Source organism: Endozoicomonas elysicola, assembly GCF_000710775.1.
In the GTDB taxonomy this organism is placed as follows: domain Bacteria; phylum Pseudomonadota; class Gammaproteobacteria; order Pseudomonadales; family Endozoicomonadaceae; genus Endozoicomonas; species Endozoicomonas elysicola.
This window is the reverse complement of record NZ_JOJP01000001.1, coordinates 5,097,062-5,110,553: the sequence shown is the minus strand read 5'-3', so window position 1 is coordinate 5,110,553 and position 13,492 is coordinate 5,097,062. Positions and strand designations below refer to the sequence as shown.

Genomic DNA, 13,492 nt, shown 5'->3' with positions numbered 1-13,492 from the left:
AAATAAAAAATATAAGAACAACAGGTAAACAATAACAATGAAAAAGCTTGTTTCTCTTATTACTCAGGCATTGAGCCTGCTTATTGTTGGCGGCTTCAGTCTTTCTATCAGCGAACAGAGTGGCAGGGTAGCGTCTCTGAACCTTTGGGCTGAGTCTGATACGGCTCGAGTGGCTTCCTATCAGGATGCAAACCTTCTGATCAACCGGACTCCGGCGATGATGGCAACAATGCCTGCTTCGTGGAAACGATAGTCTTCACAGCTATACTGTCCTTCCGTTCATGATGAAGAAGGCTGAAGTCAGTGACATTGAGTGAGTTGTTAGAACAGATCCGCCAGCAGCCAGAATTAGTTGAGTTTGAGGCGGTGATGGCCGTTATAGCGGATCATTATCATTATACCCCCACCCGTTTTGTAAATGGCCGAGGTTCTCTCTGTCAGATCAATGAAGCTGGCACCAACGAGGGATCCTGTAAAATCTTTGCCTTCGCCCAGATCCATGACTTGAGCCCTCAGGAGACTCTGGCCTGTTTCGGCCGCTTTTATCGTGATGATGTGCTTAAGGAACCGAATGGGAGTAGCCATGGTAACATCCGGGCTTTCATGATTTCCGGCTGGAAGAGTGTTGCTTTTGATGAGCCTGCCTTGATTACCAAATAGATTGAATATATATTCATTTAATGTGAAAAAATATTCATTTTTATTTGGGCTGTTTATCACCTGGAACAAGGTTGGTTCATGATCAGGCTTTGTCATAACTTTCCGGAAAAGTACACTGAGTACACCGGCTGCACCGCTGCCTTCTTAGAACTGAAGCGACGTTATCCGGGAAAGATCTGGTAAGATAGCAGGGTCGAACAATAATCCAGAAGTAACGGAAGCATCAGATGATTAAAGTGGGGATTGTCGGTGGAACGGGCTATACCGGAGCAGAGCTTTTGCGCTTGCTATCGGTTCATCCGGATGTTGAGTTGAGTATGATCACTTCCCGTTCTGAAGCGGGCAAGTCGGTCAGTGCGCTTTTTTCCGGGTTACGAGGAAAGCTGGACCTGAACTTTTCACTCCCGGACAACGAACAACTTTCGTCGTGTGATCTGGTGTTCTTTGCAACGCCTAACGGTATTGCCATGGAGTCTGTTCCGGAATTACTGTCTGCAGGCGTTCGGGTAATTGATCTGGCGGCTGACTTTCGTTTGAGTGATACCAGCCTGTGGAAACAGTGGTATGGTGTTGAACATGCCTGTCCGGACGTATTAAAAGAGGCCGTGTATGGCCTGCCGGAAATGAACCGTGCTGACATTGCTGATGCCAGACTGGTCGCCAACCCTGGCTGTTACCCAACGGCAACCCAGCTAGGGTTGTTGCCTCTGGTAAGAGCTGGGCTGGTCAGTGGAAATATCATGGTAGATGCCAAGTCAGGTGTCAGTGGCGCCGGACGTGGAGCCAATGTAGGCACTTTGCTCTGTGAAGCCTCTGAGTCCTTTAAGGCCTATGGTGTTTCGGGTCATCGTCACTTGCCGGAAATTCAGCAGGGCATTGAACGCATGCCAGGTACAGGCGTATCCCCATTTACCGGTGACCTGGTATTTGTTCCTCACTTAACTCCCATGATCCGTGGTATTCACTCCACGCTATATTGCACTGTCAAAGACCGTGGTATTGACCTTCAGGCGCTGTATGAGAATACCTTTGAGGGTGAACCCTTTGTTGATGTCATGCCTGCGGGCAGTCATCCAGAGACCCGCTCTGTTCGTGGATGCAACCAGTGTCGTATAGCGGTTCATCGTCCACAGGGTGGGGATACTGTGGTCATATTGTCGGTTATTGATAACCTGGTAAAAGGGGCAGCGGGTCAGGCAGTTCAGAACATGAATATTATGTTTGGTCTGGATGAAATGACTGGTCTGGACTTTCCCGCGGCCATGCCTTGATAAGGCTAACAGGCAGGTTGATGTTCCCTCGTAAATTTATGAGGGAACATCCATTCAATCACTATTGCCTGATCACGCCTTCCGGTTGAAAGTCAGCAACCCGCAGAGGTGAGTTTTGCTCGATAAACTCCTTCAGAACTTCTGCATCCAGGTAGCCTGTGTCCACAAAGCCTGGCTTGTCCATCAGGTTGGGGTATTTGTCGCCACCACTGGCAGAAAAGCTGAGAATAGCCATCTTGTAAGCCTTTTCAGGCTCAAGTGCTTTGCCATTGATTTGCACATTATAAAGCTGCTGATCTTTGATCAGCATTTCTACTCCAGAGAAGTGTGCGAAGGCCCCGCTGTTGGCTGGCTTATTAGCGACAACAGTCAGGTATTCAAGTATTTCCTTTCCTGTCATATCAACTGTTGTCAACGTGTTGCCAAAAGGAAGCACCGTCAGCACATCTTTGTAAGTGATCTCACCGCTGTTAATACTGGAGCGAATTCCACCACCATTCATTACAGCCAGGTCTGCACCTGATTTTTCCATCAGCGCTTCTGTCAGTAGTGTGCCCAGATTAGTTGGCTGGAATCTTACCTCACTGCGTTCTCCCATCAGTCGTTGATCTACAGCACCGACTTTGCCTTCAACCAGTTGCTGACCTTTTTCCTGATAGGGTGAGAGCAGACTCAACATGGCCCGGTTTTCCGGGATCACTTTATCGTCTTCAGACCCATTGACCGGGATAAGCTGATAACTGGTCAGGATCAGTTGGCTGTTGGTGTATTCAAAGTCCGCGCGTCCAACATATTTACCCCACTCTTGTGCTTGAACGATATAAGTGTCGTTTTGCAGGTCTGGCTTAAACAAGGGATCCTGTGAGTGTCCCCCCACAATCAGATCTATGCCTTTCACGCTTCTGGCCAGTGTTACGTCTCCAGGTGCATTGATACCATGATTCCCATTCTGGTAGTGCCCCATATGGGTAGTGGCAATGATAATGTCTGCCTGTTTCTCTAGCTCAGGAATGAGCTTACTGGCCACTGCAACCGGTGATTGAAAATCCAGTCCTTTGACATTCTCAGGGTTGGTCTGCTTCGGTGTGTCAGTGGTTGTGAAACCGACAACGGCAATGCGCAGTCCATCCAGATCAAAGGTGGTATAAGGCTCAAATACGTGTTTGCCTGTGCCAGCATCAAATATGTTGGCTGAGAGAAAGGGAAACTCTGCCAGAGACTGCTGCATTGCCAGAATGTCCCTTGGGTTATCAAACTCATGATTACCCACGGCCATGGCATCGTAGCCCAACAGGTTCATTCCTTTTAAGTCGGGAATGGCATCCTGCATATCAGATTCAGGTACGCCGGTGTTGATGTCCCCTCCAGAGAGCAGCAAAACATGGCCGCCTTCTTCCTTTACTTCTTTGCGAATTGACTCAACCAGCGTCATTCTTGCCGCCATGCCATATCGGCCCTTGCTATCCTGCCAGAAGCGACCATGGTGATCATTGGTATGCAGAACGGTCAGTTTGTATTTCTGGTCTTTTTCTGCAGGAGGGTTCACTGTTGTGCAGGCACTGATTACCAGTGCTGATATAACGGCTGCGAGCCACTTCCAGTTCTTGTTTCGGGTCATCAGGAGTCCCTGTTATATCGTTTGTTGACTTGGTGAAGCGCTTTTTCACCGACTTATAATTGGAGTTATTTTAAACATCTTTTGCTATCGGTGACTTAATGGAAACTGATTTTATGGTATAAGCAAACCATGAACATTTGTCGGTAATACCCAACGTACCCTCTAACTACCGTAATGATCGTCGGCATTAGCAATGCGATTAATAGCGGGTAATAGAATCCCTTGTGTGAGGAGCCCTGATACGCTGAGTACACAACGAAGCGTCAACAGGTCCTAGGGTTGATTGGTATAAGGAGCTTAATCGTGGATATGTCTTTGTCTCTGAATGAAACCCGTGTGATTGGCTGCCTGCTGGAAAAAGAAAGTACGACACCGGATCAATACCCTCTGTCGCTTAATGCCCTGACCAATGCCTGTAATCAGAAGAGTAACCGTGAGCCTGTGTTGAGCCTGGCAGAATCGGAAGTGAAGGCGACTCTGGATGCTCTTTTAAAAGAACGCCTGGTCAGTGAAGATACGGGTGCTCGTGTGAGTAAGTACCGGCATCGTTTCTGCAATACGGAGTTTGGCAGTCTGCAGCTGACTGATCAGGAAAGAGGCATAGCTTGTGTGCTCTTTCTCCGCGGAGCACAGACTCCTGGCGAACTGCGCGGGCGTACCGGTCGCCTTGCCGAGTTTGCGGACGTTCGTGAAGTTGAAGGCGTTTTACAGCATATGGTGGAGCGTGGGCTGGTAGTTCAGCTCCCTCGTGAAGCGGGAAAGCGGGAAAGCCGTTATGCTCACCTTTTCTCTGGTGAAGTGAGTATCGTGAATCAGGCTGACCTGGTTGCCGATGACAAAGCCAGGATTCGTGAACTGGAGCATGAAGTCATGATTTTAAGAGCTGAAGTAGAGAGGCTAAACCGCGAGTTAGGCCGGTAACAGGCTCAGCTATTCAGCGGCCTATCAAGATTTGCTGGCAGCTTTCGCAGCACTATTATTCCCGTCAGGTAGATAACCAATAAGTAGAGCACCGGTGAAAAGGCTATCTTAGTGGTGCTGACCAGCCAAGTCGCGATAATTGGCGACAAGCTGCCAAGAAAGCCCTGGGCGGTATTATACCCCAGGGCCAAACCTGTCATTCGAACAGAGGATGGGAGTAATCTGGTGGATAAGATGGCACCACTCCCATAGATTGCTGCCAGCAACACGCCAAACGCTAACTGTCCGATCACAACTTTCCACGGTTCAGGTTGTGTCATCAGCCAGTAGCAGGGCACCATACCAATGATGCCTGTTATCACAGCCCTGATAATGACTTTCCTGGCGCCAATCCAATCAGCCAGTCTGGCGGCCAGAGGAATGGCCAGTACCATGAGAACCATATTGCCGGTATTGATGGCAAGTGCCTGAGTCCGGCTAAAAAACAGGTGCTCTGACCAGTACGTGTTGATATAGATAAACACCATAAAGAAGCAGGTTCCGTTGAGGGCATTCAGCACACCGACCCTCAGCATATCCATCTTGTGTTTACGGAGCACTTGATAGATAGGCGCTTGCTCCGGTTTCTTCGTGTTTTCAGGGGAGCCTGACTTTATTCGTAAGCTTGCTAGCACAATGCAGCCGAGAGCACCAATCAGCCAGGCAATACGCCACCCCCACGACATGATATCTTCAGTCGCCAGAGTCCAGTGAACTAAGGTGGCGACGAGCGATCCGGCAATCATGCCACTGATGCCACTGACATGAACCAGACTGGATAGCAGACCCTGGTGTTTGGGGTGAGCATGCTCTGCCAGAGAGGTGAGTGTTGCAGCAACTTCTCCACTCATGGATAACCCCTGCAGCAGCCTGCATATCAGCAACACAGAGGGAGCCAGAAAACCAATCTGCTGATAAGAGGGGAGCAGGGTAATCGTGAGCGTGCTTAACCCCATCAGGCCAAGGCTGAGAATTAACGCTGGTCGTCGACCATAGACATCACCGATATGCCCAAACAGTATTGCGCCAAGAGGGCGAATAAAAAAACCGAGGGCAAATCCTGAAAAAGTGGCAAGCAGAGAGATAGTCTGGCTTTCTGATGGGAAAAACAGTTCTGCGATGACCGGTGTAAAGAAGCCATAGAGGGTAAAGTCGTATAGCTCGATAAAGTTGCCGCCAGCAATGGCTAAGATGGAGATGGGCCTAGTTTCTTTATGCACAGAGTGATGGTTTAGCGGAATTGACTGATCAGTCAGTATGGCAGAACTTTTGAAAGGTGGGTGCTGTGAATATAAGGGTTTCGATAAATTGGGCGCTAACAGGATGTGTCGCTTCAATATTACGGAGTATTTATGTGCAGTGTATGGCTATCGCTTATTGCCTTCTCTGTGTTCGGGCGTATGATTTCTGCCCTGCGTTGAAGCCCGCTAATAGTATTTCAAAGGTGTTTGATGAGTGAGCAGAAACCTGCATTCTGGCAGGTAAAATCGTTAACCGAGATGACACCTGAAGAGTGGGAGTCACTCTGTGATGGCTGTGGTCGCTGCTGTCTCAATAAGATAATTGATGCCGATACTGATGAAATTCACACCACGGCGGTGGCCTGTCGGCTCCTGGATCTGGAAACCTGTCGCTGCAGGCATTATAAACACCGTCGCAAGTATGTGGATGACTGCATCAAGTTTACCCCGAAAACCCTCCATGAACATTTACCATGGTTGCCGGACAGCTGTGCTTATAACCTGCTCTATCATGGTTATGACCTTCCGGAATGGCACCCTCTGAATACTGGGGATCCAGATTCTGTCCATGAATCCGGCTTTTCAATCAAGGGCAAGGATATCGCCTCGGAAGAAGAGGTTTCAGACCCTTCGGATTGGTTTGATTATATTATCCGGGTGAGTTGAGCAGCCTGTCACCGGAAAGCTTCTGGCTACTGCCTCAACGCTTTAATAGTGTGTGAGGCACCGGATCTGACGAAGTCTGCGTCACAACCAGCGGTTACCAGACTAAATCCTTTTTTTCGCATACGATCAGCAAACTCTGGCCCCATGCAGTGGATGGCTGCAGGTACGCCATGCTTTTTGCTGCAGGAAAGGATGTGATCGATAGCCTCCATAACCGGTGGCTCATAATTGTCAGACTGAGGCTGGCAGCCCAGGGCATAGGAAAGATCAAAGGGGCCAATATAGACGGCTCCAAGTCCTTCTATAGTGAGAATCTCATCCAGGTTATCCAGTGCCTGTCGGGTTTCAATCATCACAATGGGCAGAATGGTTTCTTCCGCCTTTTCCGGGTAATCGTTGCCCGCGTAGATCATTGCTCTGCTGGGCCCAAAGCTTCGATTGCCTTTGGATGGGTAACGGCAGGTGGCGACAAATTCCCGGGTCTGTTCTGCTGTCTCAATCATCGGGCAGATTACACCGTATGCACCGGCATCCAGCATTTTCATAATGATGCCAGGATCGAGCCAGGGAACCCGGACAATGGGGGTAACGGATGTGGTTGATATGGCCTGCAGCATAGCCAGAGCGGATTCAAAGCCGATCATGCCGTGCTGCATATCAATGGTCATTGAGTCAAACCCCTGATGGGCGATCAACTCAGCCGTCATTGGACATGGGTGGATAAGCCAGCAGTTCAGGGCGGTCTTGTTTTTCTGGAAAAGGCTCAGTACCTGATTCTTTCTCATTGTTGATCATTGTTATCAGCGTTATGGAATCTCTGAAGTATAGTCAACGTGAAGGCAGAGAAGCCGTAGCTTTTCTGCGTGATAATTGATCTCAAGGCTTGTCAGAGGTGCGGAAAACCTTACACTACCCTCGGTGAATATGAATATCGGATGAAAGAGTCTGTGAACGAATGACGGCTCATGGCACGCTCTACGGTTTGGTTCTGGCAGGAGGTCGCTCCTCCCGGATGGGGCAGGATAAATCACGACTGAGCTGGTTTGGTAAACCCCTTTACCTCCATATGGTATCCCTGTTAGCTCAGGCCGGGATTGGTAATGTTTTGATCAGTGGATCCGGATTTGCGGGTGAGGTGTCTGTCAATGAACTCGGCCCAACAGATGGCTCAGCTATTGAGAGCATTGAAGATGTTGTTCCCGGAAGAGGTCCTCTGAGTGGTATCCATGCCACTTTTCAGCATTTACAGGATGACGACCGTTTGCTGGTTATTCCGGTTGATATGCCTCTGGTTCCTGCTGATGCGATCCGAATGCTTTGTGATCATCAGCAACCCTGTTGCTTTGAGGGGTTTAACCTTCCGGTGGTTCTGCCCGTGAATGCAGAGTCACGACAAATGATTGAAAAGGCCATACAGAGTGATAATCCGAAGGATTATGCGCTCTGGCGGCTGCACCAGCAGCTGGGTGGAGAGACGATGCCGCTGCCATTCTCCATGGCAGACCTCTTTGTGAACGCCAATACGCCTGAAGACTGGCGTGATCTGGTGGATAGATTTTGAAAATAGACGGGAGCGAGAATATCCATGGCTCATAATCAGTTTGATGAGTTTATTCCTGTAAACATTGCGGTGCTGACGGTATCGGATACCCGTACCGAAGAAAACGATACATCGGGTCACCTGCTGGTTGATAGCCTGACTGCCGCAGGGCACACGCTGGTGGATAAAGCCATTGTGAAAGACGACATCTACAAGATCCGGGAAGTGGTATCCCGTTGGATTGCCAGTGATGCAGGAGCTCCAAAGTGTGTGCAGGCAGTGCTTGTTACCGGTGGTACTGGCTTTGCTGGCAGGGATAGTACGCCGGAAGCCTTATTGCCTATTTTTGATAAACAGATTGATGGCTATGGTGAACTGTTCAGACAGCTTTCTTATGAGCAGATTAAAACATCGACTATTCAGTCCCGTACCGTCGCCGGTATGGCTAATGGAACGGTTATTTTTGTAATGCCAGGCTCTAATAATGCCTGTAAGACAGCCTGGGAAGGCATTATCAAGGATCAGCTGAACAGTCAGCACCGTCCATGCAACTTTGTTGAACAACTGAAAAAGGCGGGTTGATCGTGTCTCAATCAGAGTCCCTTACTCATATTAACAGTGATGGTAAGGCCAGCATGGTTGATGTTGGTGAGAAAGACATCACTCGTCGTGAAGCTCGAGCTGAAGGCTACATCTACATGGCTCCTGAGACGCTGGCACTGGTAAAAGACAATGGCCTGAAAAAGGGGGATGTGCTTGCAGTGGCCAGAATTGCCGGGATTCAGGCAGCAAAGCAGTGCAGTCAACTGGTGCCGCTTTGTCACCCATTAATGCTGAACTTTATCGGTGTTGAGTTTCAGCTTGAAGACGAGCATTCAAGGATTCGTATCGAAACCTGCTGTCGCCTCAGTGGAAAAACGGGCGTTGAGATTGAAGCACTGACGGCGGCATCGGTTGCCGCTCTGACTATCTATGATATGTGCAAGGCCGCGGACAAAGAGATGCATATTGAAGGCATTCGCGTTCTGGAAAAGAGTGGTGGTCGAAGTGGTCATTACATTCATGGTCAGGAGACGTCTTTGTCAGGCGGTGCAGCATGATTAAAGTACTGTTCTTTGCCAGCTTTCGCGAACAACTGAACTGCGAGCAGCTGTCTCTGGAAGAGGGAGAGTATTCAACTTTACTCTCCGAATTAAAAAGCCAGCTGGCTGAAAAAGGTGAAGCGTGGCGTGAGGTGATGATGAGTGATCGTACACTGGTTGCTATCAACCAGAATATGACTCGCAAGGATGTCACTCTGAACTCAGGCGATGAAGTGGCATTTTTTCCTCCAGTCACCGGGGGGTGATTCTTATTTGAACCACTAAGGCACAAAGCCTTGTTCCCGTTCCCATGGAGGATCGTGGGAGCGAGGAAAAGCTTTTTTTTTGTGCCTCTGTGTCTTTGTGGTCCAAAGCACAAACAGGATTAGAGCCTTGATTTCCATTCAAGTAGAAGACTTTAACCTCGGCCATGAATATGAGCGTCTGGAAGGGAATAAGTCATCAGGAGCCATTGTTACCTTTACCGGCACGGTTCGGGACATGAACCTTGGGGATGAGGTTGGTGGCCTGTTTCTGGAGCATTATCCGGGGATGACGGAAAAAGCCCTGCAGGAAATTATTGATGAGGCCATGGAGCGTTGGGAGCTTCAGGTGGTTCGGGTTATTCATCGCATAGGGCAAATGCATCCCGGGGACAGAATAGTCTTTGTTGGCGTCGTCAGTGCCCATCGTAAAGAAGCGTTTGCGGCCTGTGAGTTTATTATGGATTACCTGAAAACCCGTGCTCCGTTCTGGAAGAAGGAAACGACTCCAGAGGGTGATCGCTGGGTGGATGAGCGTGAGTCTGACCAGGAAGCGGCTGATCGCTGGCTTTGACCTCTGAAAGTGAACTCTTAAACAACGGCTGCTTCATGTTAAGAACATTATTTTTAGCGTTTGTCCTCTCTTTTCTGGGGGCATCGGTCTACGCAGAAGAACTGAAAGTGGCCGTTGCGGCAAACTTCAAACCGTCGCTGGAAGTGCTGGCAAAGGCGTTTGAAGCAGAAACCGGACACCGGTTGCTGATCTCCTCAGCATCTACCGGTGTGCTGTATAACCAGATCACCAATGGTGCGCCTTTCGATGTCTTTCTGTCAGCAGACAGTCTTCGGCCTGAACTGCTGGAAAAAAAAGGGCTGACACTTAGAGATAGCCGACATCCTTATGCCCTGGGAGAGCTGGTACTATGGAGTCCTGGTTTTTCCGGAAAGGATGGGAAAAATAACACCATGACACTGGAGGATCTGGCTGTCTACGAGGGACGTCTGGCCATTGCCAATCCGGCAACGGCACCCTATGGTTTGGCGGCACAGCAGGTTCTGGAAAAACTGGGTTTCTGGTCATCGCTCAGGTCCCGCTTGGTTCAGGGAGCCAGCATCCAGCAGACCTGGCAGTTTGTGGCCAGTGGAAATATTCCTGCAGGGCTGGTGGCGAAAGCACAGCTGGTTGATCATAAAGACAACGATGGTCATATTTTTGCGATTCCTGCAACATTGTATGATCCGATTCGGCAGGATCTGGTTATCTTGAATCGGACTCGCCAGCCTGAAGTGGCAAGGGAGTTTGTGGCGTTTATTTTGTCGCCGCCGGTTCAGAAGATCATTGCTAAACAGGGCTATCTCGCCGTATCAACAAAAATAGCCGAGTTGAATGCTAAAACAACTTTCGAAAATCGAAGGGAAGCGCTCTGAATGCTGCTCACCGCTGTCTGGGTAACGCTGAAGCTAGCAACCATTACCACCATTATTCTGATGCTGCTGGCGATTCCCATGGCATGGGGTCTGGCTAACATGCAGAGTCGGCTGAGGCCTGTACTGGAAGCTCTGGTTGGTCTGCCAATGGTATTGCCGCCTACTGTCCTTGGCTTCTATCTGCTTTTGTTCTTCTCCCCTAACCATGCGGTTGGGCAGGCCTGGCTTTCTCTCACTGGCACAACGCTGGCATTCAGTTTTACCGGATTGGTGGTTGCTTCTGTTCTCTGTTCCATGCCATTTGTGGTGCAACCACTGCAGCGGGCGTTTGAGCAGTTGGACAAAGGCCTTCTTGAGGCCGCAGCGATGATGGGAGCCGGGCGAATGGATCGTTTCTTTAATGTGGTGCTTCCCTGCACCCGAAGGGCAATGATTCTGGCCGCCTGTATGGGGTTTGCCCATACCATCGGGGAGTTTGGTGTGGTTCTTATGATTGGTGGCAATATTCCTGGAGAAACTCAGGTACTGTCTATTGCCTTGTTTGATGCCGTGGAATCACAGCAGTTTACTGAAGCCCATCAGATTGCGGCAGGACTTTTGGTATTTGCCATGATGCTTTTGATTACCCTTTACAGTCTTGACCGTAAGCCCGTGGCTCAATTACCCCTTAAATCAAACCCTGGTCGTAGTTAATGCTAAGAATTGATATTCAGCTTCCCCGGGATCGCTTTGTTCTTAGTGTTAATGAGTTACTGGATACCGATACCACCTGGGCCATTATGGGGCGCTCTGGTTGTGGTAAAACATCACTTTTGCGAACCATTGCCGGTTTGGAAACTCATGCGCGGGGATTGGTTCAGTTCAATGATGAAGTCTGGCAGGATTCCGAAAAGGGGATATGGGTTCCACCGGAGCAGCGAGGCATTGGCTATATATTTCAGGAAGCTAGGTTGTTTCCCCATTTGGACGTTATGGAAAACCTCCAGTTTGCGCTGAAGCGGACTAGGTCTGATGTCAACATGCCATCATTATCAGAGGTCATTGAACAGCTTGATATTGAGCATTTACTTGGACGAGCCGTTGATAAGCTTTCCGGAGGAGAAAAGCAACGAGTTGCTATTGCTCGAACCCTGTTAAGTGGGCCCCGCCTTCTATTAATGGATGAACCCCTGGCTTCTTTGGACTGGTCATCAAAAACAAGAATTCTTCCCTGCTTGAGAAATATCCATCAGCACTTCGGAATACCGGTTATTATGGTAAGTCATGCGCGTGAAGAGGTTGCACGGCTAGCTGATAAACTGGTGCTGATTGATCAGGGACAGGTTTTATCCCGTGGAGAGTGTCGTCAATTACTCAGCCGGCCAGGTTCTTTATTAACCAGGGATGATTGTGCACTGTCGATCCTGGAAGTTCAGGTGGGAAGTCATGATCACAAATATGGATTTACAGAGCTGTTGTTTGGTCAACAGAAGCTATTGGTGAATCAAATAGCAGCAAAACGGGGAACAGATCTGAGAGTGATATTACCTGCTCAGGAAGTGAGCATTGTTGTGGAAGAAATCCACTGCACAAGTGTTCAGAATCGAGTAGCGACAAACATTCGAGCCATACAGGAGCTTGATTCCAAAAATGTCATGCTGTTTATGGAGGCAGAAGGGCAGACGTTACTGGCGCTGGTTACCAGAAGAGCAATAGGGGTATTAAATCTGGCTGAGGGGCAAAAAGTTTTTGCCCATTTTAAAGGATCTTGTCTGGATGTTATTTAATGAACACCTGTCTTCAACCACTGCATTTGCACATGCAATGGCTGAATAATCGAATAGTTGTCGTTTAAATGCTGTTATTCAGCATCGGATTTATTATGAGTCTCTACGCCATCATGGTCTGTGTTTTCCAGTAAGATTTTTGCTGCAGAAGCGACATCTTCTTCTGTGCCGTTATAGAGCAGCAGGAAACTGCCAGCAGACAGCGACTCTTCATAACGCACAATGCTGTTTTTGGGAATACCCATGCTGGCCAAGCCTGCGCCCAAGGCTGATAGTCCACCTACAATAACAGCGCCTTCAAGCCCTCCGACAATGGCTGATACCAAGGGGCCTGCAACCACCATTGGGCCTACTCCGGGAATTACAAAAAAAGCGGCACCAAAAAGAATACCCCAAAGCCCTCCCCAGAAAGCGCCCATTTTACCCCAGGCTTTCATCCGGTCGCCGATGTTGTAGTAACCAACAACATGTTCTTCTGTATGATAGTCATTGCCAATCACTGATATCTTTTTCATTTCAAAACCAGCTTTTTGCAGCCTTTTAACGGCATCATCTGCAGCGTGGTGGGTTTTGTAGACAGCAACACAGGTGTTCGGAGTTTTCATGATCAGGCTCCAGCCAGAAAAGAAACTTATCAGTTTCCGTGCTCTGCTCAGATACGGGATGTTGAAAAAGCCAATGCCGCAACATTTGTATGTTGTGGGTGTAAGCTATCTTCTGATTTCTTGAAGATCAGGTTTCCCGAAGTTTCTTAACAGAGCAATTGGCAAAAGTTAAAGGGAGTAAAGCGAGTCGCTGCTAAAAAAATAGATGATTTTATCTATCAGTCAAACGGTTGGCAGGTGTCTTATACCAATAGCGTTTTATTAATCCCCTGTTGTGCAGGTAATCTGAATAGAAGTTCTACGTTGAACCTCCTCGCCATAGTTTCGGCTATGACTCATCCCTTCGCGTTGCCTTTCTGTACAGGACATCATGCCCCATGACGGGGTTAGAA

At 48.8% G+C, this 13,492-nt stretch carries 17 protein-coding genes; 13 read left to right on the top strand and 4 right to left on the bottom strand.

Going from position 1 to position 13,492, the window contains the following annotated elements; genetic code table 11:
- The first annotated feature begins 37 nt into the window (after positions 1-37).
- The 3 genes from GV64_RS21505 to argC all read left to right on the top strand — a co-directional run bounded on the left by GV64_RS21505 (position 38) and on the right by argC (position 1,931).
- Positions 38-253, top strand: coding sequence for a hypothetical protein (locus tag GV64_RS21505; RefSeq protein WP_020582324.1), 216 nt, complete (start codon positions 38-40; stop codon positions 251-253).
- A gap of 50 nt (positions 254-303) precedes the next feature.
- Entirely contained in the window at positions 304-660 is a 357-nt protein-coding gene (locus GV64_RS21500; RefSeq protein ID WP_020582323.1) for a HopJ type III effector protein, read from the top strand.
- A gap of 227 nt (positions 661-887) precedes the next feature.
- Positions 888-1,931: an N-acetyl-gamma-glutamyl-phosphate reductase gene (argC, locus tag GV64_RS21495; protein WP_020582322.1), complete on the top strand. Its 1,044-nt coding sequence runs from the start codon at positions 888-890 to the stop codon at positions 1,929-1,931.
- Positions 1,932-1,992: 61 nt separating this feature from the next.
- Here argC and ushA read toward each other — a convergent pair whose 3' ends face one another.
- A complete protein-coding gene (gene ushA, locus GV64_RS21490) occupies positions 1,993-3,549 on the bottom strand; it encodes a bifunctional UDP-sugar hydrolase/5'-nucleotidase UshA (RefSeq protein ID WP_020582321.1) in 1,557 nt (518 codons plus the stop codon).
- 309 nt (positions 3,550-3,858) lie between these two features.
- Between ushA and GV64_RS21485 the strand changes: the two genes are divergently transcribed.
- Complete coding sequence (locus GV64_RS21485) at positions 3,859-4,470, top strand: YceH family protein (RefSeq protein ID WP_020582320.1); 612 nt, start codon at positions 3,859-3,861, stop codon at positions 4,468-4,470.
- A gap of 5 nt (positions 4,471-4,475) precedes the next feature.
- On the opposite strand, the gene GV64_RS21480 is transcribed toward GV64_RS21485, so the two are convergent.
- Positions 4,476-5,729, bottom strand: coding sequence for an MFS transporter (locus GV64_RS21480; protein ID WP_020582319.1), 1,254 nt, complete (start codon positions 5,727-5,729; stop codon positions 4,476-4,478).
- A 231-nt stretch (positions 5,730-5,960) separates the two neighbouring features.
- Between GV64_RS21480 and GV64_RS21475 the strand changes: the two genes are divergently transcribed.
- Positions 5,961-6,416 (top strand): YcgN family cysteine cluster protein, encoded by a 456-nt coding sequence (locus GV64_RS21475; RefSeq protein ID WP_020582318.1) that lies wholly within the window; start codon positions 5,961-5,963, stop codon positions 6,414-6,416.
- A 26-nt stretch (positions 6,417-6,442) separates the two neighbouring features.
- On the opposite strand, the gene GV64_RS21470 is transcribed toward GV64_RS21475, so the two are convergent.
- Positions 6,443-7,201, bottom strand: coding sequence for an HpcH/HpaI aldolase family protein (locus GV64_RS21470; protein ID WP_026258224.1), 759 nt, complete (start codon positions 7,199-7,201; stop codon positions 6,443-6,445).
- Between the two features lie 170 nt (positions 7,202-7,371).
- On the opposite strand from GV64_RS21470, the gene mobA reads away from it, so the two are divergent.
- The 8 genes from mobA to modC all read left to right on the top strand — a co-directional run bounded on the left by mobA (position 7,372) and on the right by modC (position 12,495).
- Entirely contained in the window at positions 7,372-7,977 is a 606-nt protein-coding gene (gene mobA / locus GV64_RS21465) for a molybdenum cofactor guanylyltransferase (protein WP_020582315.1), read from the top strand.
- Positions 7,978-8,001: 24 nt separating this feature from the next.
- Positions 8,002-8,538, top strand: coding sequence for a molybdenum cofactor biosynthesis protein B (gene moaB, locus GV64_RS21460; RefSeq protein ID WP_020582314.1), 537 nt, complete (start codon positions 8,002-8,004; stop codon positions 8,536-8,538).
- 2 nt (positions 8,539-8,540) lie between these two features.
- The gene (gene moaC, locus GV64_RS21455) at positions 8,541-9,056 is read left to right on the top strand and encodes a cyclic pyranopterin monophosphate synthase MoaC (protein ID WP_020582313.1); all 516 of its coding nucleotides are present in this window, start codon (positions 8,541-8,543) and stop codon (positions 9,054-9,056) included.
- Positions 9,053-9,304: a molybdopterin converting factor subunit 1 gene (moaD, locus tag GV64_RS21450; protein WP_020582312.1), complete on the top strand. Its 252-nt coding sequence runs from the start codon at positions 9,053-9,055 to the stop codon at positions 9,302-9,304. Before moaC ends, moaD begins: the two co-directional genes overlap by 4 nt.
- A 127-nt stretch (positions 9,305-9,431) precedes the next feature.
- The gene (gene moaE, locus GV64_RS21445) at positions 9,432-9,875 is read left to right on the top strand and encodes a molybdopterin synthase catalytic subunit MoaE (RefSeq protein ID WP_020582311.1); all 444 of its coding nucleotides are present in this window, start codon (positions 9,432-9,434) and stop codon (positions 9,873-9,875) included.
- Positions 9,876-9,910: 35 nt separating this feature from the next.
- Entirely contained in the window at positions 9,911-10,729 is an 819-nt protein-coding gene (gene modA / locus GV64_RS21440; RefSeq protein WP_152554150.1) for a molybdate ABC transporter substrate-binding protein, read from the top strand.
- Positions 10,730-11,422 carry a molybdate ABC transporter permease subunit gene (gene modB, locus GV64_RS21435; protein ID WP_020582309.1) on the top strand — a complete coding sequence of 231 codons (693 nt, stop codon included), beginning with the start codon at positions 10,730-10,732 and terminating at the stop codon, positions 11,420-11,422.
- A complete protein-coding gene (gene modC / locus GV64_RS21430; RefSeq protein ID WP_020582308.1) occupies positions 11,422-12,495 on the top strand; it encodes a molybdenum ABC transporter ATP-binding protein in 1,074 nt (357 codons plus the stop codon). Before modB ends, modC begins: the two co-directional genes overlap by 1 nt.
- A gap of 74 nt (positions 12,496-12,569) precedes the next feature.
- Here the strand turns inward: modC and GV64_RS21425 are convergent, their stop codons facing one another.
- Positions 12,570-13,100: a general stress protein gene (locus tag GV64_RS21425; protein ID WP_020582307.1), complete on the bottom strand. Its 531-nt coding sequence runs from the start codon at positions 13,098-13,100 to the stop codon at positions 12,570-12,572.
- Between the last annotated feature and the right edge of the window lie 392 nt (positions 13,101-13,492).

What these genes read in the sequence shown, in the direction of transcription:
- GV64_RS21425 (WP_020582307.1), bottom strand. Translation starts at nt 13,100, where the DNA reads ATGAAAACTCCGAACACCTGTGTTGCTGTCTACAAAACCCACCACGCT.
- moaD (WP_020582312.1), top strand. Translation starts at nt 9,053, where the DNA reads ATGATTAAAGTACTGTTCTTTGCCAGCTTTCGCGAACAACTGAACTGC.
- modA (WP_152554150.1), top strand. Translation starts at nt 9,911, where the DNA reads ATGTTAAGAACATTATTTTTAGCGTTTGTCCTCTCTTTTCTGGGGGCA.
- argC (WP_020582322.1), top strand. Translation starts at nt 888, where the DNA reads ATGATTAAAGTGGGGATTGTCGGTGGAACGGGCTATACCGGAGCAGAG.
- moaB (WP_020582314.1), top strand. Translation starts at nt 8,002, where the DNA reads ATGGCTCATAATCAGTTTGATGAGTTTATTCCTGTAAACATTGCGGTG.
- ushA (WP_020582321.1), bottom strand. Translation starts at nt 3,549, where the DNA reads ATGACCCGAAACAAGAACTGGAAGTGGCTCGCAGCCGTTATATCAGCA.
- GV64_RS21505 (WP_020582324.1), top strand. Translation starts at nt 38, where the DNA reads ATGAAAAAGCTTGTTTCTCTTATTACTCAGGCATTGAGCCTGCTTATT.
- GV64_RS21485 (WP_020582320.1), top strand. Translation starts at nt 3,859, where the DNA reads ATGTCTTTGTCTCTGAATGAAACCCGTGTGATTGGCTGCCTGCTGGAA.
- GV64_RS21475 (WP_020582318.1), top strand. Translation starts at nt 5,961, where the DNA reads ATGAGTGAGCAGAAACCTGCATTCTGGCAGGTAAAATCGTTAACCGAG.
- modB (WP_020582309.1), top strand. Translation starts at nt 10,730, where the DNA reads ATGCTGCTCACCGCTGTCTGGGTAACGCTGAAGCTAGCAACCATTACC.
- mobA (WP_020582315.1), top strand. Translation starts at nt 7,372, where the DNA reads ATGACGGCTCATGGCACGCTCTACGGTTTGGTTCTGGCAGGAGGTCGC.
- modC (WP_020582308.1), top strand. Translation starts at nt 11,422, where the DNA reads ATGCTAAGAATTGATATTCAGCTTCCCCGGGATCGCTTTGTTCTTAGT.
- GV64_RS21470 (WP_026258224.1), bottom strand. Translation starts at nt 7,201, where the DNA reads ATGAGAAAGAATCAGGTACTGAGCCTTTTCCAGAAAAACAAGACCGCC.